Origin of the sequence: Nocardioides sp. PD653-B2, assembly GCF_002117935.1 — a bacterium.
Lineage (GTDB): Bacteria > Actinomycetota > Actinomycetes > Propionibacteriales > Nocardioidaceae > Nocardioides.
This window is the reverse complement of sequence record NZ_BDJE01000025.1, coordinates 118,455-140,918: the sequence shown is the minus strand read 5'-3', so window position 1 is coordinate 140,918 and position 22,464 is coordinate 118,455. Positions and strand designations below refer to the sequence as shown.

Annotated in this window: 21 protein-coding genes and 1 tRNA gene; 12 read left to right on the top strand and 10 right to left on the bottom strand. The window is 71.3% G+C overall.

The window, feature by feature from the left end:
• Nucleotides 1-111 precede the first annotated feature (111 nt).
• Entirely contained in the window at nt 112-3,543 is a 3,432-nt protein-coding gene (locus PD653B2_RS11360; protein WP_085872488.1) for a M36 family metallopeptidase, read from the bottom strand.
• A gap of 123 nt (nt 3,544-3,666) precedes the next feature.
• Between PD653B2_RS11360 and glgP the strand changes: the two genes are divergently transcribed.
• Entirely contained in the window at nt 3,667-6,261 is a 2,595-nt protein-coding gene (glgP, locus tag PD653B2_RS11355) for an alpha-glucan family phosphorylase (protein ID WP_085872487.1), read from the top strand.
• 6 nt (nt 6,262-6,267) lie between these two features.
• Here the strand turns inward: glgP and PD653B2_RS11350 are convergent, their stop codons facing one another.
• Both PD653B2_RS11350 and glgX read right to left on the bottom strand, forming a co-directional pair.
• The gene (locus PD653B2_RS11350) at nt 6,268-6,750 is read right to left on the bottom strand and encodes an RNA polymerase sigma factor (RefSeq protein ID WP_133059024.1); all 483 of its coding nucleotides are present in this window, start codon (nt 6,748-6,750) and stop codon (nt 6,268-6,270) included.
• Nucleotides 6,751-6,798: 48 nt separating this feature from the next.
• Entirely contained in the window at nt 6,799-8,964 is a 2,166-nt protein-coding gene (gene glgX, locus PD653B2_RS11345) for a glycogen debranching protein GlgX (RefSeq protein WP_085872485.1), read from the bottom strand.
• An 85-nt stretch (nt 8,965-9,049) separates the two neighbouring features.
• Here glgX and PD653B2_RS11340 point away from each other — a divergent pair, with 85 nt between their 5' ends.
• From PD653B2_RS11340 to PD653B2_RS11325, 4 genes are all read left to right on the top strand, one after another.
• A complete protein-coding gene (locus PD653B2_RS11340) occupies nt 9,050-9,829 on the top strand; it encodes an enoyl-CoA hydratase/isomerase family protein (protein ID WP_085872484.1) in 780 nt (259 codons plus the stop codon).
• Nucleotides 9,830-9,917: 88 nt separating this feature from the next.
• The gene (locus PD653B2_RS11335; protein WP_085872483.1) at nt 9,918-10,250 is read left to right on the top strand and encodes a hypothetical protein; all 333 of its coding nucleotides are present in this window, start codon (nt 9,918-9,920) and stop codon (nt 10,248-10,250) included.
• Between the two features lie 152 nt (nt 10,251-10,402).
• Entirely contained in the window at nt 10,403-11,209 is an 807-nt protein-coding gene (locus tag PD653B2_RS11330) for an electron transfer flavoprotein subunit beta/FixA family protein (protein WP_085872482.1), read from the top strand.
• Between the two features lie 15 nt (nt 11,210-11,224).
• The gene (locus tag PD653B2_RS11325) at nt 11,225-12,178 is read left to right on the top strand and encodes an electron transfer flavoprotein subunit alpha/FixB family protein (protein WP_085872481.1); all 954 of its coding nucleotides are present in this window, start codon (nt 11,225-11,227) and stop codon (nt 12,176-12,178) included.
• Between the two features lie 195 nt (nt 12,179-12,373).
• On the opposite strand, the gene PD653B2_RS11320 is transcribed toward PD653B2_RS11325, so the two are convergent.
• Both PD653B2_RS11320 and PD653B2_RS11315 read right to left on the bottom strand, forming a co-directional pair.
• Nucleotides 12,374-12,847 (bottom strand): DNA polymerase ligase N-terminal domain-containing protein, encoded by a 474-nt coding sequence (locus tag PD653B2_RS11320; RefSeq protein ID WP_089503943.1) that lies wholly within the window; start codon nt 12,845-12,847, stop codon nt 12,374-12,376.
• A gap of 10 nt (nt 12,848-12,857) precedes the next feature.
• Nucleotides 12,858-14,333, bottom strand: a complete 1,476-nt coding sequence (locus PD653B2_RS11315; protein WP_085872479.1) for a lysyl oxidase family protein — start codon at nt 14,331-14,333, stop codon at nt 12,858-12,860.
• Between the two features lie 130 nt (nt 14,334-14,463).
• On the opposite strand from PD653B2_RS11315, the gene PD653B2_RS11310 reads away from it, so the two are divergent.
• The 6 genes from PD653B2_RS11310 (at nt 14,464) to PD653B2_RS11290 (ending at nt 17,647) form a co-directional block, all read left to right on the top strand.
• The gene (locus PD653B2_RS11310) at nt 14,464-15,714 is read left to right on the top strand and encodes a glutamate-5-semialdehyde dehydrogenase (RefSeq protein ID WP_085872478.1); all 1,251 of its coding nucleotides are present in this window, start codon (nt 14,464-14,466) and stop codon (nt 15,712-15,714) included.
• 19 nt (nt 15,715-15,733) lie between these two features.
• Entirely contained in the window at nt 15,734-15,877 is a 144-nt protein-coding gene (locus PD653B2_RS25335) for a hypothetical protein (RefSeq protein WP_207559429.1), read from the top strand.
• Nucleotides 15,878-15,888: 11 nt separating this feature from the next.
• Entirely contained in the window at nt 15,889-16,494 is a 606-nt protein-coding gene (gene nadD, locus PD653B2_RS11305) for a nicotinate-nucleotide adenylyltransferase (protein WP_278247489.1), read from the top strand.
• Nucleotides 16,494-16,871, top strand: coding sequence for a ribosome silencing factor (gene rsfS / locus PD653B2_RS11300; protein ID WP_085872476.1), 378 nt, complete (start codon nt 16,494-16,496; stop codon nt 16,869-16,871). The genes nadD and rsfS overlap by 1 nt, the downstream gene beginning before the upstream one ends.
• A complete protein-coding gene (locus PD653B2_RS11295; protein WP_085872475.1) occupies nt 16,861-17,496 on the top strand; it encodes a histidine phosphatase family protein in 636 nt (211 codons plus the stop codon). Before rsfS ends, PD653B2_RS11295 begins: the two co-directional genes overlap by 11 nt.
• Before the next feature lie 78 nt (nt 17,497-17,574).
• Nucleotides 17,575-17,647: transfer RNA gene (locus tag PD653B2_RS11290), tRNA-Ala, on the top strand.
• A 338-nt stretch (nt 17,648-17,985) separates the two neighbouring features.
• On the opposite strand, the gene PD653B2_RS11285 is transcribed toward PD653B2_RS11290, so the two are convergent.
• Together PD653B2_RS11285 and PD653B2_RS11280 are read right to left on the bottom strand one after the other, a co-directional pair.
• Complete coding sequence (locus tag PD653B2_RS11285; RefSeq protein ID WP_133059025.1) at nt 17,986-18,270, bottom strand: hypothetical protein; 285 nt, start codon at nt 18,268-18,270, stop codon at nt 17,986-17,988.
• A gap of 44 nt (nt 18,271-18,314) precedes the next feature.
• Nucleotides 18,315-18,872, bottom strand: coding sequence for a TOPRIM nucleotidyl transferase/hydrolase domain-containing protein (locus tag PD653B2_RS11280; protein WP_207559430.1), 558 nt, complete (start codon nt 18,870-18,872; stop codon nt 18,315-18,317).
• Nucleotides 18,873-18,979: 107 nt separating this feature from the next.
• Between PD653B2_RS11280 and PD653B2_RS11275 the strand changes: the two genes are divergently transcribed.
• Entirely contained in the window at nt 18,980-19,990 is a 1,011-nt protein-coding gene (locus PD653B2_RS11275; protein WP_085872472.1) for a GNAT family N-acetyltransferase, read from the top strand.
• A gap of 45 nt (nt 19,991-20,035) precedes the next feature.
• Here PD653B2_RS11275 and PD653B2_RS11270 read toward each other — a convergent pair whose 3' ends face one another.
• From PD653B2_RS11270 to PD653B2_RS11260, 3 genes are read right to left on the bottom strand one after another with little or no spacing between them, the layout of a single operon-like run.
• Nucleotides 20,036-20,608: an isochorismatase family protein gene (locus PD653B2_RS11270; RefSeq protein ID WP_085872471.1), complete on the bottom strand. Its 573-nt coding sequence runs from the start codon at nt 20,606-20,608 to the stop codon at nt 20,036-20,038.
• On the bottom strand, nt 20,608-21,999 hold the full coding sequence (locus tag PD653B2_RS11265) for an MFS transporter (protein WP_207559431.1): 1,392 nt from the start codon (nt 21,997-21,999) through the stop codon (nt 20,608-20,610). The genes PD653B2_RS11270 and PD653B2_RS11265 overlap by 1 nt, the downstream gene beginning before the upstream one ends.
• Complete coding sequence (locus PD653B2_RS11260) at nt 21,996-22,436, bottom strand: MarR family winged helix-turn-helix transcriptional regulator (RefSeq protein ID WP_085872470.1); 441 nt, start codon at nt 22,434-22,436, stop codon at nt 21,996-21,998. Before PD653B2_RS11260 ends, PD653B2_RS11265 begins: the two co-directional genes overlap by 4 nt.
• Nucleotides 22,437-22,464: the final 28 nt, after the last annotated feature.

Here is a 22,464-nt window from a genome sequence, read left to right as displayed (position 1 = left end):
TACGTCGGTTGCGGGGGTCTCGACACGCCGGTCGCGAGCTCGTTCCTCGCTCGCGCGGCTGCTCGACCTGGCTGCTGCGTCCCGGACTTCGCACGCTCAGTCCGGGGCAGCTCAGAACACCTGCAGCTCCGCCGCGTGCACGATCGTGCCGCGGTCGGACGCCGTGGCGCAGTCGGTGTCGTTGGTCGGGTCGTTGTCCTGCTCACCGGCGTAGCCGGCATAACCGGTGCACTGGTTCTGGAGGACGACGAACCGGATCGCGGCCGCCTTGGTGGTCGGGACCTTGAAGGAGCGCAGCGTCAGGTTCGGCGCCACCGGCCGCGGGCGCAGCGCCGGGAAGGCGTTGGCCTTGGACACGTAGAACCGCTTCCAGACCGCCTTGCCCGACGAGCAGGCCTTCACGCACGCCTCGAGGGCGAACTGGCGCAACGCGGTGAACCGCGAGCCCGAGTCGGGGTCGGACGCGAGCGGGACGTCCGTCGACTCACCCGGGGCCGGGTTGAGCATCGCGCTCACCTGGACCCGCCGGACCTGGTGCACGCCGCCGGCGAGGTCGACCGCGACGAACGGGCGCGACTCGTCGACGTTGGTCGCCGTCACGCCGCCCCAGGCGGTCTTCTCGGTGCCGTCGATGAGCGAGCCGGCGTTGAGGGAGCCCGCGGTGGAGCCGAGGACCTTGGCGCCGGACGCCTTGGCTGCGAGGTTCTTCGGCGCCTTCACCCGGACCCTCGTGTGCTTGCCGGCCTTCACGGTGACGTGGAAGCGCGAGAAGCCGTGGCCCGCGGAGGTGTAGAGCATCTCGTAGCGACCCGGCGTCAGCTGGACCTTGGGGTCGAGCTTCTTGGTCTTCGCGATCAGGTCGGCGACCGGGGTCACCCGGGCCTCGTAGTGACCGACGAAGATCTTGCCGGTCTTGCTGCCGGTGAACGTCACCGTCCCGTTCTTCCCCTTGGGGGAGGCGAAGCTCGGCCGCGGCGCGCTCGAGTCGGCGTTCGGCGTCGTGGCGCCCTTGCCCATGCCGCGGCTCGCGAACGCGCCCCACATGACCTTCAGGTCCTTGCCGCCGAAGCGCATCCGGTCGGCGGCGAGCATCGCGTCCCGCGCGTCGAGCATCGACGTGGCGCCCTGCTGGAGCAGGAAGGAGTCGAAGACGAGCTGGATCCAGCGCCGGTTGCCCGGGCACTTGCTGGCCGGGAGCGGCGACTGGGTCGCCGTGCCCTGCGCGCACCGGAGCTGGAGCGCCTTGTCGGTGTAGGGGTACTTCTTGTTCCACTTCTTCACCAGCGCCTGGCGCACGCTCCACTGCGTGCCGTTCCAGATCTCGCCGTCGGCGTGGACCTCGGGACCGGTGCTGTCGAAGCCGTAGTCCGAGTAGTTGAGCGGGTTGCGGTTGATCGCGTAGTCGCGGATCGCGACGGCCTTGTTGCCGGTGGCGTAGACGCCGACCGCCCACGGGTTGCCGCCGTTGGAGTAGCCGTGGCTGAACATGTACTCGCCGGCCGTGAGGTCACCCCACGACTCGCCCATCGCCCCGCCCTGCTCGGACGTGATGCCCTCGTCGGGGCCACCGATCATCCGGTTGCTGATCGCGTGCGTGTACTCGTGCCCGACGATGCCCATGTCGAGGCCACCGTCGGTGCACGGTGCGTAGAACGCGCCGGCGATCGGCTGGAAGAGGTACTGGTTGGTGATGCCGGGCGTGCCGTCCTGCAGGGTGATCTGGTTGGCGTTGTCACGACCGAGGTACGACGGCTGGCCACCGGTCAGCGCGCCGGCTTGCGCGTTCCCGATCTCCTGGTCTCCGTCGACCCCGCCGCGGCCGAGGTTGTCGAGCTGCATGTTGTAGTTGGCCTCGGTGAAGCCCAGGTAGTACGCGTAGTCGTGCATCCGGTTGTGGGCCACGAAGAGGTTCGTGACCGACGCGTCGATGTCCGCGCCGCCCGGGGTGAGCTGGCTCGGGTCGCAGCCCGAGTTGTTCCAGGCGTCGGTGAACTCGGTCGTGTACTCGCGGGTCGGTGAGACCGGCGCCTGCGCGGTGCCGCCCGGGGTGAGCGGGCTGGCCCACGCCTCGTGGGTGTTGGCGTTGTTGCCGACCGTGGTCAGGGTCGACTCGCCGGTCGACGTGGTGATGTCCCACGGACCCGGGGCGGCCACGTTGCGGAGGGCGCCGGTCGGCAAGGTGCAGCCGGCACCGGCGACCCAGCAGCCGACCACCGAGTTGGTCGGGGTGTCGTCGGCCGAGAAGTCCAGCGTCGGGTTGGCCGTGAAGTAGCGCCACGACGGCGAGAATCCGACGTCACCGGTGCCGGGGCCCTCGGTGTCGCTGGTCGTGACCGCGGCGGCGTAGTTGCCCGGCGGAAGGAACGGCACGGTCGGGCTGTCGAACGGACAGACCTGCATCGAGTAGATGCCGGCCGGGATGGACGCGGCGCTGTACGTCGCGGTCTCGGGGCTGGTCCCGAGGTCGCCGGAGACGAGGAGCTCGCCGGCCGGGTCGAAGATCTTCACGACGACGTCGTTCGAGGTGAGCGCCATCGCGGCGACCGCGACGATCTGCTTCGTGTTGTCGTCGGTGAGCTCGAACTCGTGCTTCGGACCGCAGTCGGTGGCGGTCACCTCGCCGGTGAACGGGAAGGCGTCGCTGCTGTTCTCGGCCTGGTTCTGACGGTGCAGGACCGCACCGGTGACGCCGTCGACCATGACGGTGTAGGCGAACGCCGAGCCCTTCTCCACGTCGAGGACGTTGGTCTCGAAGACCGGGCGGACCGAGCCGTCGGCGAGCGCCAGGGCGCGCGGACGGACCATCTGCTCCTGGGCGAAGCCGGGCACCGTGAGCCGGGTCCAGCCGCCGCTGACCTTCGACGTGATGTCTCCGACGACGTCGCCGTCCAGGGTGCGCCCGACGCCGGCCGCGGCCTTCACGAATGCCTGGACCGGCGAGAGGGTCGCGGCCGGCGGGGTGCCCGTGGTCTTGCTGAGGGAGGAGGAGACGTAGGCGATCTCACCGTTCGCGACACCCACGGTGACCATGCTGCCCAGCGCGGGGGTGAGGCCGCCGAACGTCTGGCGGAACAGCACGGCGTGGGCGTCGCTCCGGGCGAGGAGCTGGTCGTTGACCAGCTCGAGGCCGGCGACGTCGGCGGCGCTCAGGCCGAACACCGCGGCGTTGTCGCTGAGCCAGGCACGGGCGGCGGCGACCGGGTCGCTCGAGGTCGCGGGGGCCAGGACGCCGTCGGCGGGGAGGATCGAGGACGGCGTACCGAACCTGTTCCACCGCACGTCGACCGCGCCGAGCGCGGTGGCGGCCTGGCGCTGGGCGGCGGAGGGGAGTGCCGTGCCGCGGGCGTCGAGGTCGGCGAGGCCGGCGACCGGGTCGCCGAGCAGGTGGGTGGTCTGGTCCGGGGCCGCGGCCCCCGAGGAGGGAGCCCTGGTGGGGCTCGTGGCGAGGGCAGGGAGCTGCGCGAGCCAGGGGACCAAGGTGGCGGTCAGGAGGGCCAGCGCGACGGCGCGGTAGCGGCCGCGGCGCACGGGGGGACGGGTCATGCCCGGCTCAACGCCCGGCGGCGTCGTTCGTTATGTGAACTCCGATAGCCGATCTGCGCAGTGTCGACAGCGGGTTCACCCGAACGGGTTGGATCGTTCAAAGAATCACGCTACGGTCCTGAGATGCGCGCGATTCGACGATTCACCGTCCGGCCTGTCCTGCCCCCTGCGCTCGCCGCGCTGGGCGATCTCGCCGGCAATCTCCGCTGGTCGTGGAACCCCGAGGCGCAGGACATCTTCGAGGCCGTCGACCCGCGGCTCTGGGAGTCCACGGGCCGCGACCCGGTGAAGCTGCTCGGCGCCGTCGGACGGGCCCGGCTCGAGGAGCTGGCCCGCGACGAGGCGTTCCTGGCGCAGCTCGGCGCCGCCCGCGCCGACCTCGAGCAGTACCTGACGGGCGACCGTTGGTACCAGCGCCGCATCGCCTCCGGCGCCGAGGGTCCGAAAGCGATCGGGTACTTCTCCCCGGAGTTCGGCATCACCGCGGTGCTGCCGCAGTACTCCGGCGGTCTCGGCATCCTGGCCGGCGACCACCTCAAGGCCGCGAGCGACCTCGGTGTCCCGATCATCGGCGTCGGCCTGCTCTACAAGCACGGCTACTTCAAGCAGTCGCTCTCCCGCGAGGGATGGCAGCAGGAGACCTACCCGGTCCTCGACCCCGACGGCCTGCCGATCTCCCTGCTCCGCGAGGAGAGCGGCGAGCGCGCGACGATCAGCATCGCGCTGCCCGACGGCCCCGACCTGCTGGCCCGGATCTGGGTCGCCAGCGTCGGCCGGGTGCCGCTCCTGATGCTCGACACCGACGTCGAGGGCAACCCCGACCACTACCGCGAGGTGACCGACCGGCTGTACGGCGGCACCAGCGAGCACCGCCTGCGTCAGGAGCTGCTCCTGGGCGTCGGCGGCGTCCGGGCGCTGCGGGTGTTCTCCCGCATCACCGGCCACCAGGAGCCCGAGGTGTTCCACACCAACGAGGGCCACGCCGGCTTCCTCGGCCTGGAGCGGATCCGCGAGCTGACCGTCGCCGAGGGCGGCCCGAAGCTGGACTTCGACACGGCGCTCGAGGTCGGCCGCGCCTCGACGGTCTTCACGACCCACACCCCGGTGCCGGCCGGCATCGACCGGTTCCCGCTCGAGCTGGTGGAGCAGTACTTCAGCGCCACGGGCGCCACTCCCGGCGTCCCGCTGGACCGGATCCTGGCGCTCGGCAGCGAGGACTACGAGGGCGGCGACCCGGCGGTCTTCAACATGGCGGTGATGGGCTTCCGGCTCGCGCAGCGCGCCAACGGCGTCTCGAAGCTGCACGGCCACGTCAGCCGCGGCATGTTCAGCGGCCTCTGGCCGGCCTTCGACGAGGCCGAGGTGCCGATCGGGTCGATCACCAACGGCGTGCACGCCCCCACCTGGGTCGCCCGCGAGGTGATCGAGCTCGCCGTCGGCCACGGTGCCGACGCCGACTCCGACGACGCCGAGGGCTTCTGGGCCGCGGTCGACAAGATCCCGTCCGCCGACATCTGGGCGACCAAGCGCGCCCTGCGCGAACGCCTGGTGCTCGACGCCCGCAAGCGGCTGGCCCGCTCGTGCGAGCAGCGCGGCGCGGCGAAGGCGGAGCTCGGCTGGATCGACACCGCCCTGGACCCCGACATCCTGACGATCGGCTTCGCGCGCCGCGCGGCGTCGTACAAGCGACTGACGCTGCTGCTGAGCGACCCCGACCGGCTGAAGCGCCTGCTGCTGCACCCCGAACGGCCGATCCAGCTGATCATGGCCGGCAAGGCGCACCCCGCCGACGACGGGGGCAAGAAGCTGATCCAGGAGATCGTCCGGCTCGCCGACGACCCGGAGGTGCGGCACCGCATCGCCTACCTGCCCAACTACGACATCGCGATGGCGCAGCCGCTCTACCCCGGCTGCGACGTGTGGCTCAACAACCCGCTGCGTCCCTACGAGGCCTGCGGCACGTCCGGCATGAAGGCCGCGCTCAACGGCGGTCTCAACCTCTCCATCCTCGACGGCTGGTGGGACGAGTGGTACGACGGCGACAACGGCTGGGCGATCCCGTCCGCCGACGGCGTCGAGGACCCCGACCACCGTGACGACCTCGAGGCCACCGCGCTCTACGACCTGATCGAGAACGACGTCGCGCCCCGCTTCTACGACGTCGACGGCGACGGCGTGCCCACGCGCTGGCTGGAGATGACCCGCCACACGCTCAAGTCGCTGGGCCCGAAGGTGCTCGCCACCCGGATGGTGAGCGACTACGTGAAGCAGCTCTACACCCCGGCGGCCACCACTGCCCGCCAGCTGAACTCCGACTACGCCGGGGCGGCCGTGCTCGCCGCCTGGAAGAAGAAGGTCCGCGCCGGGTGGAGCGGCGTCCGCGTCGAGCACGTCGAGAGCAGCGGCGTCGGTGACGCCCCGGAGGTGGGTGACGTGATGAGCGTGCGCGCCTTCGTCGCGCTCGGCGACCTCTCGCCCGAGGACGTCGACGTGCAGCTCGTGCACGGGAAGAGCAACGGCGACGACGTGCTGATCGACACCGCGATCGAGTCGCTGCACCTGGTCGAGTCCTACGAGGGCGGGCGGCACCGCTTCGACGGCGACATCGTCCTCGACCACAGCGGCGCCTTCGGCTACACCGTCCGCGTCATCCCGCGCAACGACCTGCTGGCCTCGACCGCCGAGCTCGGCATCGTCGCGCTGCCGTCCCAGACCTGACGCCGCTCAGCGGTCGCCCACGGCGGCCTCGACGGCCTCGGTGAGGTCGCCGGGGTCGAGCGTGGGGGTGAGCTGGGCTCCGTCGCGCCGTACCTCCACCTGGCCGAGGCACCAGTCGACCAGGTGGAAGGTCATCCGACCGGCCCCGGTGTGCCAGGCCCAGGCCTCGTCGCGGCGGTCGACGGTCTCGGCCCCGGACGGGACGGCGGGGTCGGTCGCCACGGTGTCGGACGACACCGTGCGCACCCGGCGACCGAGCCGGCGGCCGTGGGAGAGGTGCTCGTTGAGCATCACCTGGCGCAGGTACGCCGCCGGTGCGCTCATGTCGGCCACCCGCTCCGCGTGCCGGACGCACCGCAGGAGGGTCGACTGGAGCAGGTCCTCGGCGTCGTTCGGGTCACCGGTGAGCATGATGGCCAGGCGCAGCAGAGCCGGCGCATACGTCTCGACGACGTCGGCGTACGACCGGGCCCCGGCGATCTCGCTCACCTCCACCCTCCCTAGAACGCCGGGGTGGACCGCTGCGTTGCAGTCCCGTCAGACCTGCCGGATGACGACGACCGTACGGCGCCCGATCGAGAGCCGGTCGCCGGCCTTGATGACCGTGCCGACCGGGAGCTTGAAGTCCGTGGAGAGCACGACCTCGCCGGTCTGCACCCAGTCGTTCTCGGGCAGCTCGATGCGCTGGGGCAGCCAGTCGGAGTTGAACCAGAGCATGAAGGACTTGTCGACCTGCTGCTGGCCCTGGGGTCCCGGCTCGCGCAGGGGAGCGCCGGAGACGAACATCCCGATCGCGCGCAGGTCGTGGTCGTGCCAGTCGTCGGGGGTCATCTCCCGGCCGGTCGGGTGCAGCCAGGCCAGGTCCTTCGGTCCGCCGCGGATGGTGGGCCGGCCCTCGAACCAGTGCCGTTGGCGCAGCGCCGGGTGCTCGCGGCGCAGCCGCAGCGCGGTCTTGACGGTCTCGTAGACGTCGAGCCACGCGTCGTCGGGCCGCCAGTCGACCCACGAGGTCTCGTTGTCCTGGGCGTAGGCGTTGTTGTTGCCGCGCTGGGTGCGGCCGCGCTCGTCGCCGGCGGTGATCATCGGGACGCCGTTCGAGAGGCAGAGGGTCGCCATGATGTTGGCGGCCTGCCGACGTCGTACGGCGACCAGCGCCAGGTCGTTGGTCTCGCCCTCGAGCCCGAGGTTCCACGAGCGGTTGTTGTCGGTGCCGTCGCGGTTGTCCTCGCCGTTGGCCTCGTTGTGCTTGTGCTCGTAGGTGACCAGGTCGCGCACGGTGAAACCGTCGTGGGCGGTGACGAAGTTGATCGAGTTGTACGCCGAGCGTCCGTCGTCGGCGTACAGGTCCGACGACCCCGCGAGCCGCGTCGCGACCGTCCGGATGCCCGACGAGTGGTTGCGCCAGAAGTCGCGGATCGTGTCGCGGTACTGGTCGTTCCACTCCACCCAGGGCGGGGGCATCCGGCCCACGAGGTAGCCGTCCATGGACGCGTCCCACGGCTCGGCGATCAGCTTCACGTGTCGCAGCACCGGGTCCTGGCCGATCGCGACCAGCAGCCGGCAGTTCATGTCGATGTCGTAGCCGGTCCGGGTGAGCGCGGACATCAGGTCGAAGCGGAAGCCGTCGATGTGCATCTCGGTCACCCAGTAGCGCAGCGAGTCGAGGATCAGCCGCAGCGCCAGGGGGTCGTTGGAGTCGACGGTGTTGCCGCACCCGGTGACGTCCCAGTAGGTGTCGTCGAAGACGGGGAGTCCGGTCACCGGGTCGGGCTTCGGGAGCACGCGCTTGTAGAACCCGCGGTCGTCGAGCCCGCGGAAGGAGAGGGTCGGTCCGGTCGAGCCGCCCTCGGCGGTGTGGTTGTAGACCACGTCGAGGATCACCTCGATGCCGGCCGCGTGCAGGCTCTTGACCATCTGCTTGAACTCGGTGACCTGCTGGCCGCGGTCACCGGACGACGAGTAGCCGGCGTCGGGGGAGAAGTAGCTGATCGTGTTGTAGCCCCAGTAGTTCACCAGGCCGCGCTCGAGCAAGGCCGGCTCGGAGAAGAACTGCTGCACCGGGAGCAGCTCGACCGCGGTCACTCCGAGGTCGCGCAGGTACTCGACGACGGCCGGGCTGCCGAGGCCGGCGTACGTGCCCCGCAGCTCCTCGGGGACCCGGTCGTGGAGCTTCGTGAAGCCCTTGACGTGCAGCTCGTAGACCACCGAGTCGAGCCAGCGCCGCCGGATCGGGGTCTCGCCGTCCCAGTCGAACGCCGGGTCGACGACCACGCTGCGCGCAGTGTGGGGCGCGGAGTCCTGCTCGTCGCGCTGCGTGGGGTCCGCCTGGTCGTAGCCGAAGAGCGCCGGTCCCGGGCTGATGGTGCCGGAGGTCGCCTGCGCGTACGGGTCGAGCAGCAGCTTGTACGGGTTGAACCGGTAGCCGAGCTCGGGGTCCCACGGCCCGTCGACGCGGTAGCCGTAGCGGGTGCCCGGGGCGATGTCGGGCAGCGCGCCGTGCCAGATGCCCAACGACCGCTCGGTCAGCTGGTGGCGGGTCTCGACGCCCTCGTCGTCGAAGAGGCAGAGCCAGCACTCGGTCGCGTTCGGGGCGTAGACCGCGAAGTTCGTCGACTCGGCCGACCAGGTCGCACCGAGTGGGTAGTTGCGGCCCGGCCAGACCTTGGTCTGCTGACCGAGATGGGTCCAGATGCCAGGGCTCACCCGCGCATTCTCCCCGAGGTGGCAACATGCCCGACAAGAAGGTCCCGGACTTGAGAGGTGGCACACAGTGACGATGGGTGGGGCGATGGGTGAATTCGTGAGGCTCGAGGTGGCCGAGGGCGTCGGCACGATCCGGCTGGACCGTCCGAAGATGAACGCACTCAACGTCCAGGTGCAGGAGGAGATCCGCGCCGCGGCGATCGAGGCCACCGAGCGCGACGACGTCAGGGCCGTCGTCGTGTACGGCGGCGAGCGGGTCTTCGCTGCGGGCGCCGACATCAAGGAGATGGCCGACATGTCCTACCCGGACATGGTCAAGCGGTCCGGTGCCCTGCAGTCGTCGTTCGGCGCGGTGGCCCGGATCCCGAAGCCCGTGGTCGCGGCGATCACCGGCTACGCCCTCGGCGGCGGCTGCGAGCTCGCGCTCTGCGCCGACATCCGGATCGCCGCCGACAGCGCCGTGCTCGGCCAGCCGGAGGTCCTGCTCGGCATCATCCCCGGCGCCGGCGGCACCCAGCGGCTGACGCGGCTGGTCGGCCCGAGCAAGGCGAAGGACATCATCTTCACCGGCCGGTTCGTGCAGGCCGACGAGGCGCTCGCCATCGGTCTGGTCGACAAGGTCGTCCCGGCCGAGTCCGTGTACGACGAGGCCCTCACCTGGGCGAAGCAGTTCTCAGGAGCCGCGGCGTTCGCGATCCGTGCGGCGAAGGAGAGCATCGACCGGGGCAGCGAGGTCGATCTCGAGACGGGTCTCGAGATCGAGCGACAGCAGTTCGCGGCGCTGTTCGCGACCGAGGACCGGACCATCGGCATGCGGTCCTTCGTCGAGAACGGTCCGGGCAAGGCGGAGTTCCAGGGGCGCTAGCGCGGGGGGCCCAGACCAGTGGTGTGGGAAGGTTTGCGGCCGGTGGTCGAGCGGGCACTACAACGGCGTGAGGACAGGTGAGACGGACGTGGCTGAGCGCAAGGCGATCACGACGCGACGAGGCTCCAAGGTGCGGGTGCGTCTGGCTCAGCTCGTGTGGCTGGTCGCGGTGCTCTGCGCGCTCTTCCTCGCGGTCGGCGCGCTGTTGATCGCGCTCGACGCCAACGGCAACAACGCGCTGGTGACGTTCGTGAACGACGTCGCCGACGCGGTCGACCTCCAGGTCTTCTCGCGCGGCAACGGCATCTTCAAGTTCCACGGCGGTGACGCCGAGACCAAGAACGCCCTCGCCAACTGGGGTCTCGGAGCGGTCGCCTACCTCGTCGTCGGCCGGATCCTCGAGCGGCTGATCCGGCCCTGACTCTCACAGTGCCGCTGTGACGTAGCCAACCCCGGACCGAGTTTCGAGCGGGGTGACTCGGCGGTAGCCTCACCAGACCACATCCTTGGGGGGTCGCACAGCGACCGTCTCGAATTCAGTGCACAGGAGGGGCCGGCACCGGCCACACCACCATGAACATTGTCGTCTGTGTGAAGTACGTCCCCGACGCCACTGCCGATCGGCAGTTCGAGTCGGACAACACCGTGGACCGCGTGGGCGTCGACGGGCTCCTGTCGGAGCTCGACGAGTACGCCGTGGAGCAGGCCCTCCAGATCAAGGAGAAGGCCGGCGACGACGCCGGGGAGACCGTGGTGACCGCGCTGTGCGTCGGCCCCGAGAAGGCCGTCGACGCGGTGCGCAAGGCGCTGCAGATGGGTGCCGACAAGGGTGTCCACGTGACCGACGAGGCGATCGCGGGGTCCGACTACATCGCGACCTCGCTGGTGCTCGCCAAGGCGATCGAGAAGCTCGGCGCCGAGACCGCGGTCGACCTCGTCGTCTGCGGCATGGCCTCGACCGACGCGTCGGGCAGCGTGGTGCCGGCGATGCTGGCCGAGCGCCTCGGCCTCCCGCAGGTCACGCTGGCCTCGGTCGTCGAGACCCAGGGCGACCAGGTCCGGATCAAGCGCGACGGGGACACCGCGACCGAGGTCATCGGCGGCACCATGCCGCTGGTCCTCTCGGTCACCGACCAGTCCGGCGAGGCCCGCTACCCGTCGTTCAAGGGCATCATGGCCGCGAAGAAGAAGCCGCTCGACGTGTGGTCGCTCAGCGACCTCGGCGTCGACGCCGACCAGGTCGGCCTGTCGGTCGCCTGGAGCGAGGTCGAGGACACCACGGCCCGCCCGCCGCGCACCGCCGGCGAGATCGTCAAGGACGAGGACGGCTCCGGCGCGAAGGCGCTGACCGAGTTCCTCGCCTCCAAGAAGTTCATCTGAGGAGCGCTGTCCACCATGTCTGAAGTTCTGGTTCTGATCGACCACGCCGAGGGCGCGGTCAAGAAGCCGACGTACGAGCTCCTCACCATCGCCAAGCGCCTGGGCGAGCCGTCCGCGGTGTTCATCGGCCCGGCCGACCAGGCCGCCGCCGCGACCGACAAGGTCAAGAAGTACGGCGCCGAGAAGGTCTACGTCGTCGACGACGCGGAGATCAAGGGCTACCTGGTGGCCCCCAAGGCCGAGGTGCTCCAGCAGCTCGCCGAGAAGGCCTCTCCTGCGGCGATCCTGATCCCGTCCTCGGGCGAGGGCAAGGAGATCGCCGCGCGTCTCGCGATCAAGCTCGAGTCGGGCCTGATCACCGACGCCGTCGACGTGCAGGAGGGTCCGGTCACCACGCAGAGCGTGTTCGCCGGCAACTTCACGGTGCAGGCGAAGGTGACCAAGGGCACGCCCATCATCACGGTCAAGCCGAACGCCGCGACGCCCGAGGAGAGCGAGGGTGCGGCTGCCGTCGAGGAGTTCTCCCCGACGATCTCCGACGCCGCCAAGACGGCTCAGATCGTGGCCTCGCAGCCGCGCCAGGCGACCGGTCGCCCCGAGCTCACCGAGGCCGCGATCGTGGTCTCCGGGGGTCGTGGCACCGGCGGCAACTTCGAGCCCATCGAGGGCCTCGCCGACGCCCTCGGCGCAGCGGTCGGCGCCTCCCGGGCTGCGGTCGACTCGGGCTGGATGCCGCACAGCTTCCAGGTCGGGCAGACCGGCAAGACCGTGTCGCCGCAGCTCTACGTCGCCAACGGCATCTCCGGCGCGATCCAGCACCGGGCCGGCATGCAGACCTCGAAGACGATCGTCGCGGTCAACAAGGACGACGAGGCCCCGATCTTCGAGCTGGTCGACTTCGGGGTCGTGGGTGACCTCCACACGGTCCTCCCCGCCGCCACCGAGCAGATCAAGGAGCGCAAGGGCTGACCTGCCGCTCCTCCGTCGACCCGTCCCGAGCTCCTCGGGGCGGGTCGACGGCATTTCCGGTGGTTGAGGAAGGACGACGTCCCGTCTCGAAACCTCCGCAGCCGACCGGTGACCTGGACCGAACGGCGTGGCCTGTCGTCTCGCCGGGTTTCGAGACGGTTGCTGCGCAACCTCCTCAACCACCGGTGCGGCGCCTCAGGGCTCGAGGTCCTCGTTGGCGCGCTCGGTGAGGACCGACCGGTCCTCGAGGGCGAGGTCGCGCTCCCGGTCGGCGCCGTCGTCGTCGATCTTCACGAGGATCCAGTTCTTCGGGTCACCGCTCATCCGGGTGCGGGTGAGCGCGAAGCCGCCGGTGAGCTTCTCCCCGTGCAGGACGAACCGGAGGTGGCCGCGCTCCAGGGCCTCCGCGGCCGGGAGCGGCCGGCCCTGCCGCACGGTGACGTTCTCGTAGGTGCCGGTGTCCCAGACGATCACCGTCCCGGGCCCGCCGCCCGCGCCGCGGCCCTCGTACGTCGCGTGCGACATCTCGTGGTCGCCCACGCGTACGGCGAGCCGCTTGTCGGCCGGGTCGAGCGACGGACCCTTCGGCACCGCCCACGACGCGAGGACCCCGTCGACCTCCAGGCGGAGGTCGAAGTGCAGGGTCGTCGCGTCGTGGCGCTGGACCACGAAGAGGGGATCAGCCGGTGCCGCCGTACTGCTCCTCCTCGATGATGCCGACCTGCGGCACGGTGACCTTGCGGTGGTCGGGCTTGCCGCTGATCTTGATCTGGCGGAGCGCGACGTTGTTGTCGGTGGAGGCCTCGACGAGGTTGCCCTCGGGGTTGGCGACCACGGCGATGTAGTAGGTGCCGTTCGGCAGCCCGCGGAGGTCGAAGGACTGGCCGGCGCGGTACTGCGTGTAGGTGTCACCCCAGCCGGACGCGAGCACCTCGCGGATCGAGAGCGAGCTGTAGTCGCCGCACGACGTCGAGAGGTCCGTGTTCTCCGGGCGCCACGCGGCGTCGGGGACGGTCAGGTCCACGGCGTCGGTGTTGGCGAGGCAGAACGCCTCCTTCTTGGAGCGCACGGCCTCGACCTCGTCCTTGTCCAGCAGCGAGTAGCGCGCGAAGTCCTCGAAGTGCCAGTGCTGGTGCGAGGGCTTCGGGTCCCAGTGCATGTGGCCGACGTCCTGGTAGCCGGTCTGGGTGCCGTCGGCGTCGAAGAAGTACTGGTACGCATCCATCTCGTCCTCGCCGTCGCGGCGGAAGCCGTCGACCACGAGGGGGCTGTTGCCGGCGTTCCACACGGTCGCGGAGAACCGGAGGAAGTTGCCGTTCTCGGCCATGTTGATGCCCCAGGCGGGCAGCGAGCGCAGGTCCGGCACGGGGCCGTCGCCGGCGCGTCCCTGCGGGCCGGTCGGGCGGTGGTCCGCCGGACGCGGGGCGGTCGAGTGCGTCGCGCGGTCCACGCCCTCCCCTCCGGTGTCGTCCGTCACCGTGAGGTCGATGGTGCGGGTCGCCTCCGCCGGCGTGAGCCCGAAGAACGTCGCGTAGTGGGGGGTGATCGTCGCGGTGACGGTGTAGTTGCCGGCGCCGATCTTCAGCGGCCTCTCCTGGGCCAGGATCGGGCTCGCCCAGCCCGTCTGGATGCCCTGGACCGAGCCGAGGCTGTAGGGGTTGTACCAGCAGCCGACGGGATACGGCGACGTCGCGGGGGCGTCGACGCGCACCCGCTCGCTGTACCCGTTGAGGCAGGCCTTCCGGGTCACCGTCTGGGTGTCCTCGCCCTTCTTCTTCGGGTCGATCGTGAGCGTCACGAACCGCTCCAGGCCGGAGAAGTCGGACATCGACGAGTCCGGCAGCGTCACGTCCCCGGTGCCGGAGCTCCAGGTCGCGACGATGCCCTCGTCGTACGACGGGCGGTGCGCCCGGATCTCGAACGGCGTGCCCTCCGCGATGATCCGCAGGCCGAGGTCGGTCCAGGCCTTGTGCCGGTAGGTGTAGGCCGTGGCCTTCGCCGGCGCCCACAGCGAGATCGGGGAGACGGCACGGGCAGCGGTCGCCGGCCCGGACCGGCCGGGCTCCTGAGCGTGCGCGGGGATCGATGCGGCGACCGGGACGGCCAGCGCGAGGGTGGTGACGAGCCCGAGGGCTCGCGAGACTGAACGGGACAAGAGGGGTCCTCCCCGAAGGCATGGAGCGATGATGAGCCTGATGCAGACTACGACGGCGGCAGGCTCGGAAAGGTTGCTTGCCAGACAAGACTCGTGGCGATTCTCGGTCGCCCCCAACTACCCTCGCCCCATGAGCTCCCAGCACGACGTCCTCGCGGTCGCCGAACGCGCCCGCGAGGCCAGCCACGGCCTCGCCCTGGCCACCCGCGCGGAGAAGGACCGGGCGCTGCACGCCATGGCCGACGCACTGCTCGCGCGCGCCGACGAGGTCCTCGCGGCGAACGCCGAGGACGTCGAGCGCGTCGAGGCCGGCGGCACCCCCGCCAACATCGTCGACCGGCTCCGGCTCACCCCCGACCGGCTCGCCGGGATGGCTCAGGGCCTGCGCGACGTCGCCGGCCTGCCCGACCCGGTGGGCGAGGTGGTGCGCGGCAGCACCCTCGCCAACGGCCTCGAGCTGCGCCAGGTGCGGGTGCCCTTCGGTGTCGTCGGGATGATCTACGAGGCGCGTCCCAATGTCACCGCCGACGCGGCCGGCATCTGCCTGAAGTCCGGCAACGCGGTGCTGCTGCGCGGCAGCTCCAGTGCCCGGTCGAGCAACGCCGCGATCGTCTCCGTCCTGCGGGACGCCGTCTCCTCGGCCGGCCTCGAGCCCGACGTCGTCCAGCTCGTCCCCGGCGACACCCACGACAGCGTGAAGGCGCTGATGCGGGCCCGTGGCCACGTCGACGTGCTGATCCCGCGCGGGGGAGCGGGCCTGATCCGGTCCGTCGTCGAGGAGTCCACCGTGCCCGTCATCGAGACCGGCGTCGGCAACTGCCACGTCTACGTCGACCGCGCGGCCGACCTCGACAAGGCCCTGGCGATCGTGCTCAACGCCAAGACCCACCGCACCAGCGTCTGCAACGCCGCCGAGTCGCTGCTCGTGCACGCCGACATCGCCGACGCGTTCCTGCCGCGAGTGGTCAGCGCCTTGCAGGACGCCGGTGTCACCATCCACGGCGACGCCTCCTTCACGCCGTACGACGGCGTGGTCGCGGCGACCGACGAGGACTACGGGCAGGAGTACCTCTCGCTCGACATCTCCGCCGCCGTCGTGCCCGACCTGGACGCCGCCGTCCGCCACATCCGGCGCTACTCGAGCCAGCACACCGAGGCCATCGTGACCGAGGACCTGGCCGCGGCCCGGCGGTTCACCGCCGCCGTCGACTCCGCCGCGGTCCTCGTCAACGCCTCGACGCGCTTCACCGACGGCGGCGAGTTCGGCTTCGGTGCGGAGATCGGGATCAGCACCCAGAAGCTGCACGCCCGCGGCCCGATGGGGCTGCCCGAGATGACCTCGACCAAGTACGTCGTGACCGGCGACGGCCACGTGCGCTGAGGCCGGTAGGGTGTCGCCCATGCCGACCGCGCTCCTGACTGTGCTGCACACCGAGAACCCCAACGTGCCGAACCACTGGCTCGTCGGTGGCATCGCCCTGGTCATCCTGCTCGCCCTGCTGCTGGCTCTCCTCGTCTTCGGTGCGGGACGAGAGCACAGCTGACCACCGAGCTCGTGCCGGGCGCCCGCCGGGTCGGGGTCATGGGCGGCACCTTCGACCCGATCCATCACGGCCACCTCGTCGCCGCGTCGGAGGTGCAGTCGTGGTTCGACCTCGACGAGGTCGTCTTCGTCCCGACCGGTGACCCGTGGCAGAAGTCCGACCGCGACGTCTCGCCGGCCGAGGACCGCTACCTGATGACCGTCATCGCGACGGCCGCCAACCCGCGCTTCAACGTCTCCCGGGTCGACATCGACCGGCACGGTCCGACGTACACGATCGACACGCTGAAGGACCTCGCGGCGCGGTTCCCCGACGCGGAGCTCTACTTCATCACCGGCGCGGACGCGCTCGCCGAGATCTTCACCTGGCGCGACGCCGAAGAGCTCTTCGCCCTCGCGCGCTTCGTCGGCTGCACCAGGCCCGGCTACACCATGGACGAGGCGACGCTCGCGTCGATCCCGTCCGACCGGGTCACCATGGTCGAGATCCCCGCCCTGGCGATCTCGTCCACCGACTGCCGTGACCGCACGAGGCGCGGCGAGCCCGTCTGGTACCTCGTGCCGGACGGCGTCGTCCAGTACATCGCCAAGCACGACCTGTACCCCAAGGACCTGTAGTGACCGCCACAGAGCATGCCATCGAGCTCGTCCACGCCGCCGCTCGCGCGGCGTCCGAGAAGCTCGCCACCAACATCATCGCCATCGACGTGAGCGAACAGCTCGCGATCAGCGACGCGTTCGTGCTCGCCTCGGCCGGCAACGACCGCCAGGTCAAGTCGATCGTCGACGAGATCGAGGACCGGCTCCGGGACATCGGCGCCAAGCCGATCCGTCGCGAGGGTGAGCGTGACGGTCGGTGGGTGCTCATCGACTACGGCGAGATCGTCGTCCACGTGCAGCACGAGGAGGAGCGGCAGTTCTACGCCCTCGAGCGGCTGTGGCGCGACTGCCCGGCGATCGAGCTCCCCGCCGACGTCGTCTCCCATGAGCGCTGACCCGCTCGCCGGAGCCCGTCGCCTGATCCTGCTCCGCCATGGGCAGACCGCCTGGAACGCCGCCCTGCGCGTCCAGGGCCAGCTCGACGCCGAGCTCGACGCGACCGGCCACCGGCAGGCGGCCGACGTCGCGCCGGCGATCGCCGCGCTGGCGCCGGTGGCGCTGTGGTCCTCCGACAGCGTCCGGGCCCGCGACACCGCGGCGTACGTCGCGAAGGAGACCGGCCTCGAGCCGACGTACGACGCCCGCCTGCGCGAGTACTTCCTGGCCGACCGCCAGGGTCTGACCCACGCCGACTACGCCGCCGTCGCGCCGGAGGAGTTCGCGGCGTTCCGGGGTGGCAACTTCGACGTCGTCCCGGGAGGCGAGACCGCCGAGGAGGTCTCCGGCCGGGTCGTCGCCGCCGTGCACGAGCTGCTCGGCTCGATCGGCGCGGGCGAGACCGCGGTCGCCGTGTCGCACGGCGCCGCGATCCGTGACGCCGTCCCGGTGCTGCTCGGCATGCCCCTCACCGAGCGCGCGGTGCTGCACGGCCTCGACAACTGCGCCTGGGTCGAGCTGGACCAGGCCGAGACCGGCGCCCCGCTGCGACTGGTGGCCTACAACCGGGTCGCGGGCTCCTGACGGACCCCGATTTCGCATCGTGCGGGGCAGTTGGCTAGTATTCCGCGAGTTGTTCACCCGCTGCTGCGGGCAGGCAATGGGGCTGTGGCGCAGCTGGTAGCGCACCTGCATGGCATGCAGGGGGTCAGGGGTTCGAGTCCCCTCAGCTCCACACGAGAGAAGGGCCGGTTCACAGCGCACAGCGCTGGGAACCGGCCCTTCGAGCGTGTGGACCGAGCCGAGCCGTCGGTCCCGCATCCCCGGCGCGCAGCGCCCGCTCCGTGCGGTAGCGACGGCTCGGCGATCGCCGCCGGCGTGCCGCAACCCCTGACCGCCTGTCGCGTGGCGACGGCGGCCTGTCGCGCAGCGACGGCTCGGCGATCCCCGCCGGCGTGCCGCAACCCCTGACCGCCTGTCGCGTGGCGACGGCGGCCTGTCGCGCAGCGACGGCTCGGCGATCCCTGCCGGCGTGCTCGACCCGGTCGATCGTCGTGCGGCCGACGCGACGGCTCAGATCAGCCAGAACCGGACGAGGCCCACGAGCAGGAGACCCGCCGCCCCTGCCGCGCACAGCGCGCGAGCCCGGGCCGAGGTGGTGACGTACATCCCGACCGCGCAGCTGACCTGCGCGCACAAGAGCACGACGAAGGGTCCGGCCACCCAGGCTCCGGCCAGCGTCGGCTCTGCCCCAGCCCGCGAGCCGGCTTCGGCGTCATACCCCAGGCGGTAGGCGGCGACGACCAGCACCGCGCCGACCAGGGGCGACAGAAAGACCAGTGGACGTGTCCCGGGCACGGTCCGATGGTGCCAGACGCGGTTGGGCAGGCCGCCCGGCTCACTCACACCCAGGCCAGCAGCGCCGCCAGCGGCGCGGGCACCTGCCCGGGCTCCAATGCCTCGACCAGCAGCGTCGCGTACCGCGCCTTGCGGCCCGACTGGGATCCCATGAAGCGGTGCAGCAGCGCCTCGCGGGTCCACCCGCGCTGGGCGGGCATGCCGGCCAGCAGCTGCAGGGACCGCGCCTCGCCGGCCGCCTCGATGACGTCCTCGACGGCCTTCGTGCCGAGGGCCCGGATCAGCTCGTCCTCCAGGTTCGCGGTGCACGTGAAGAAGCCCAGGCGCTGGAGGCCTCCGGGCTCGAGGGCGGTGGGGAAGCCCGCTGCGGCCAGGCCGCCCCGCACGAAGGCCTCCTCGGGTGCGTCGTACAGCCCGGCGAGGCGGACACCGAGTCCGCGCGGCCCGTAGTGCGAGGCGAAGGTGCGCGTGTTGGTGATCCCGCCCATCGGCACCACATCGATGCCCTCGGCGGCGAGGTCCCTGCCGTGCCGAGCGGCAACCGCGTGCAGGGCCAGCCGGTCGCTGTCGCCCTCGACCAGCACGACCGTCCGAGGTGTCACCACGACACCATTCGGTGGCAGCGGCGCCCGTACGTCAACCCGATTCACCGCCGGCCGCGCGGAAAACCGGTGTCGGCGGCCCGCGCCCCGGCCTAGCCTCGTGGGTCATGGAGATCCACGCGCTCGACGAGACGGCCCTGGCCGACGACGCGCTGATGCGCGAGTTCTACGAGCTGAACCGCCGCAGCGAGCTGCTCGGCCGCCCGGACGCACCCTTCTGGAGCTTCGAGGAGTTCCTCGGTGGGTTCCGCTCGCCCGACAGCGGCGAGCGGCAGGAGCTCTTCGCGGCGTACGACGGCGATCGCATGGTCGGCAACGCCGTGCTGTGGTCGTTCCTGCTCGACAACACCGACAAGGCGTGGTTCCACCTCGACGTGGACGTGCCCGACCGGCGGCGCGGCATCGGCCGCGCGCTGGCCGAGCGGGTCGAGCGGGTCGCGCGCGACGACGGCCGGGCGCTGATCATGGGCGACACCAAGATCCCCGCCGGCCGGCGCGAGGGGCACCCGCACCGGCTGTTCGCCGAGGCCTGCGGCTTCGAGCTCTCCAACGTCGAGGTGGTCCGCCACCTGACGCTCCCCGTCCCCGACGAGCAGATCCAGGGGTGGATCGACGAGGCCGCACCGCGCCACGAGGGCTACACGATCGAGACGTACGTCGACGCGGTGCCCGACGACCTCGTCGCGTCGCTGTGCGTGCTGCTCGGCCAGCTCGCGGTGGACGCTCCGACGGGCGCGGTCGACTTCGAGGAGGAGGCGGTCACGCCGCAGCGGTACGCCGAGCTGGTCGCCACCACGAACGCGATGGGCCGCGCCCGCTACGAGACGCTCGCCCTGACGCCGGACCGGCAGGTGGCCGCGCAGACCACGCTCGCCTTCCCGCTGAAGGAGAGCACCGAGGTCTACCAGTGGGGCACCTTCGTGCACCGGGAGCACCGCGGCCACCAGCTCGGCCTGGCCACCAAGGCGGTCAACCTCCGTGCGGTCCAGGCCGCACGCAGCGACCTCACCCTCGTGACCACCCAGAACGCCGAGACCAACGACTACATGGTCGCCATCAACGAGCGGATGGGGTTCCGTCCGATCGAGGACGCCGCGGAGTTCGTCAAGCGCTTCTGACCCGCCGGCCCGCGCGCTGCCACCCGTCCACCGCCCGGCGGGCGATCAGGGTGCAGCGGGACGGAGCCCGGCCAGGACCTCGGCGGTGGTCGTGGTCTCGCCGAGCCGCGGGAAGACCCGCTCCACGCTGTGGTCGTGGGCCTCGGCGCTCCGGTCGGTCATCGCGTCCGTGACGAGCACGACGTGGTAGCCGTGGTCGTACGCCGAGCGTGCGGTCGACTCGACGCCGGCGCTGGTCGCCACCCCGGTGAGGACCACCTGGGTGACGCCGAGCTCCTGGAGGCGCTCGTGCAGCGACGTCCCGATGAAGGCGCCCCAGCGTTGCTTGGTCACGAGCAGGTCGGCGTCGCTCACCGCGAGCTCGGCGACCAGCTCGGCCCAGCCGGGCGGGCGAGGCGGACGTGACGGACCGGACTGCTGGGCGTCGGTGCGACCCGGCGCGAGGCCGGTGACGTTGGCCAGCACGACCGGCAGCCCGCGGTCGCGGAACGCCGCGGCGAGCGCGGCCGACCGGGCCACCACGTCGCCCATCGGGTGGGCGGTGGGTGTGGTGACGACGCCGTGCTGGAGGTCGACGACCACGAGGGCGGTCCGGGGGTCGAGGGTGGTGAGGGGCATCAGCTCTCCTGGGTGGTGGGTCGGCCGACCGCGCCGAGCGAACGGTCGGCAACGGTGGCGATGAGCATGAGCGCGGAGACGACGACGGCGAAGAACGCCAGGTGGTGCATCCCGGAGGTCGTCGCCCCGTCGTGGAGGAACACCCCGTTGGCGGCGGCCGCCAGGATCGCGCCGAGGTACGTCGCGGTGCGCAGCAGGCCGGCCGACGAGGCGACCCGCTCGGGGTCGGCCTGGTGGTAGACCGCGTTCTGGTTCGCGAGGCTGAGCAGCCCCTGGGGCACCCCGAGGACGAGGGCGATGACGACGAGGAACCATACGGGGGAGTCGCCCGCGACAGCGAGCAGCAGCACGCAGGCGGTCACCTGGAACAGCGCGCCGACCACCAGCTTGCCGCGGATCTCCGGTCGGCGGCCGGTGGTCGCCGAGACCAGGATCGCGGTGCCGAAGACCGGGATCAGGATCAGGCCGGACTGCGACGGCGTGAGGCCGCGCCCGTCCTGCAGCCACTGGGTGAAGCCGTACAGGAAGGTGTAGCTGACGACGGCCGTGAGCAGGCTCCGGGCGTACGTCGCGACCAGCGGTGCGTTGCCGGCCAGCAGGCGCAGGTCGATGAACGGGTCCGACACCCGCAGCTCGACGACGACGAAGGCAGCGCCGACGAGGACGGCGACCACGGCCAGCGGCCACAGCTCGAGCCGGTCCTCCATCAAGAAGAGCAGGCCCGCGACGAGGGTCGCGGTGAAGAGGACGACGCCGCCCACGTCGTAGCGCGGCCGTGGCCCCTCCTCGCGGACGGCCCGGACGGGCTCGGCCCGAGGCAGCCGCCGGCTCCCCAGCCAGAGGCAGGCGAGCGACAGGGGGATGTTGACGGCAAAGGTGCTGCGCCAGCCGCCGACGCCGATCAGGAAGCCGCCGAGGGACGGACCCAGGACCGCGATCGTCTGGGCCGAGACCGCGAGGACGGTGAGGATGGCGGCCGGGCTGTCCTGGCCGGTGCGGCGGGCCTCGCTCCGGATGAGGTACATCGACGCCGGGTAGCCCGCGCAGGTGCCCAGGCCGAGCAGGACCCGGGCGCCGACCAGGGTGCCGAGGTCCTGGGCCACCAGCCCGATCACGCCGGCGATCCCGACCATCGCGGTGGCGACCAGGTAGACGCGGCGCGGACCGAGCACGTCGATCAGCCGGCCGACGACCGGCTGGCCGACGGCGGTCGCCAGGTAGAGCGCGGACACGAGCCACGCGGTCCGCGACGGCGCGGCGCCGAAGGCGCGGCCGATCGGGATGAGCGAGACCGCGATGATCGAGGAGTTGACCGGGTTGAGGATCGACCCCAGCACCATCGGCGCGACCAGGCGCCGGTCGAAGGTGGTCGGAGAGGCTGTCGTGGTCACGAGAGGGTGCGCGCCAGCCGTTCGAGCAGGGGGGCGGCCTGAAGGAGGCGGGCGAGGTCGTCGTCGGAGAAGTCGGACGTCAGCGCGCGGGCGATCTGCTCGCCGCGGGCGGTCCGCTTGTCCTCGGCCCGGCGCCGCCCGGCCGCGGTCGGGACCAGCAGCATCCGCCGCCCGTCGCCCGGGTCCCGGTGCCGCTCGACGAGCTGCTGCGACTCGAGCGCCGCGACGATCGCGCCCATCGACTGGGCGCTGATGTTCTCGGCCCGGGCCAGGTCGGCCGACGTCATCGGCTCCTCGCGGACCAGCTTGGCCAGGGCCTGGCTCTCCGGCTGGCTGAGGCTGCCGGGCACTCGGACCTGGCGCAGCCGGCGCACCAGCAGGCTCAGGCTCTCCTGGAGGGCGAGCGCTACGGACTCGGGGGTGGGAGCATCGGACATACGATCAGTCTAACTGATAAGTCAGACT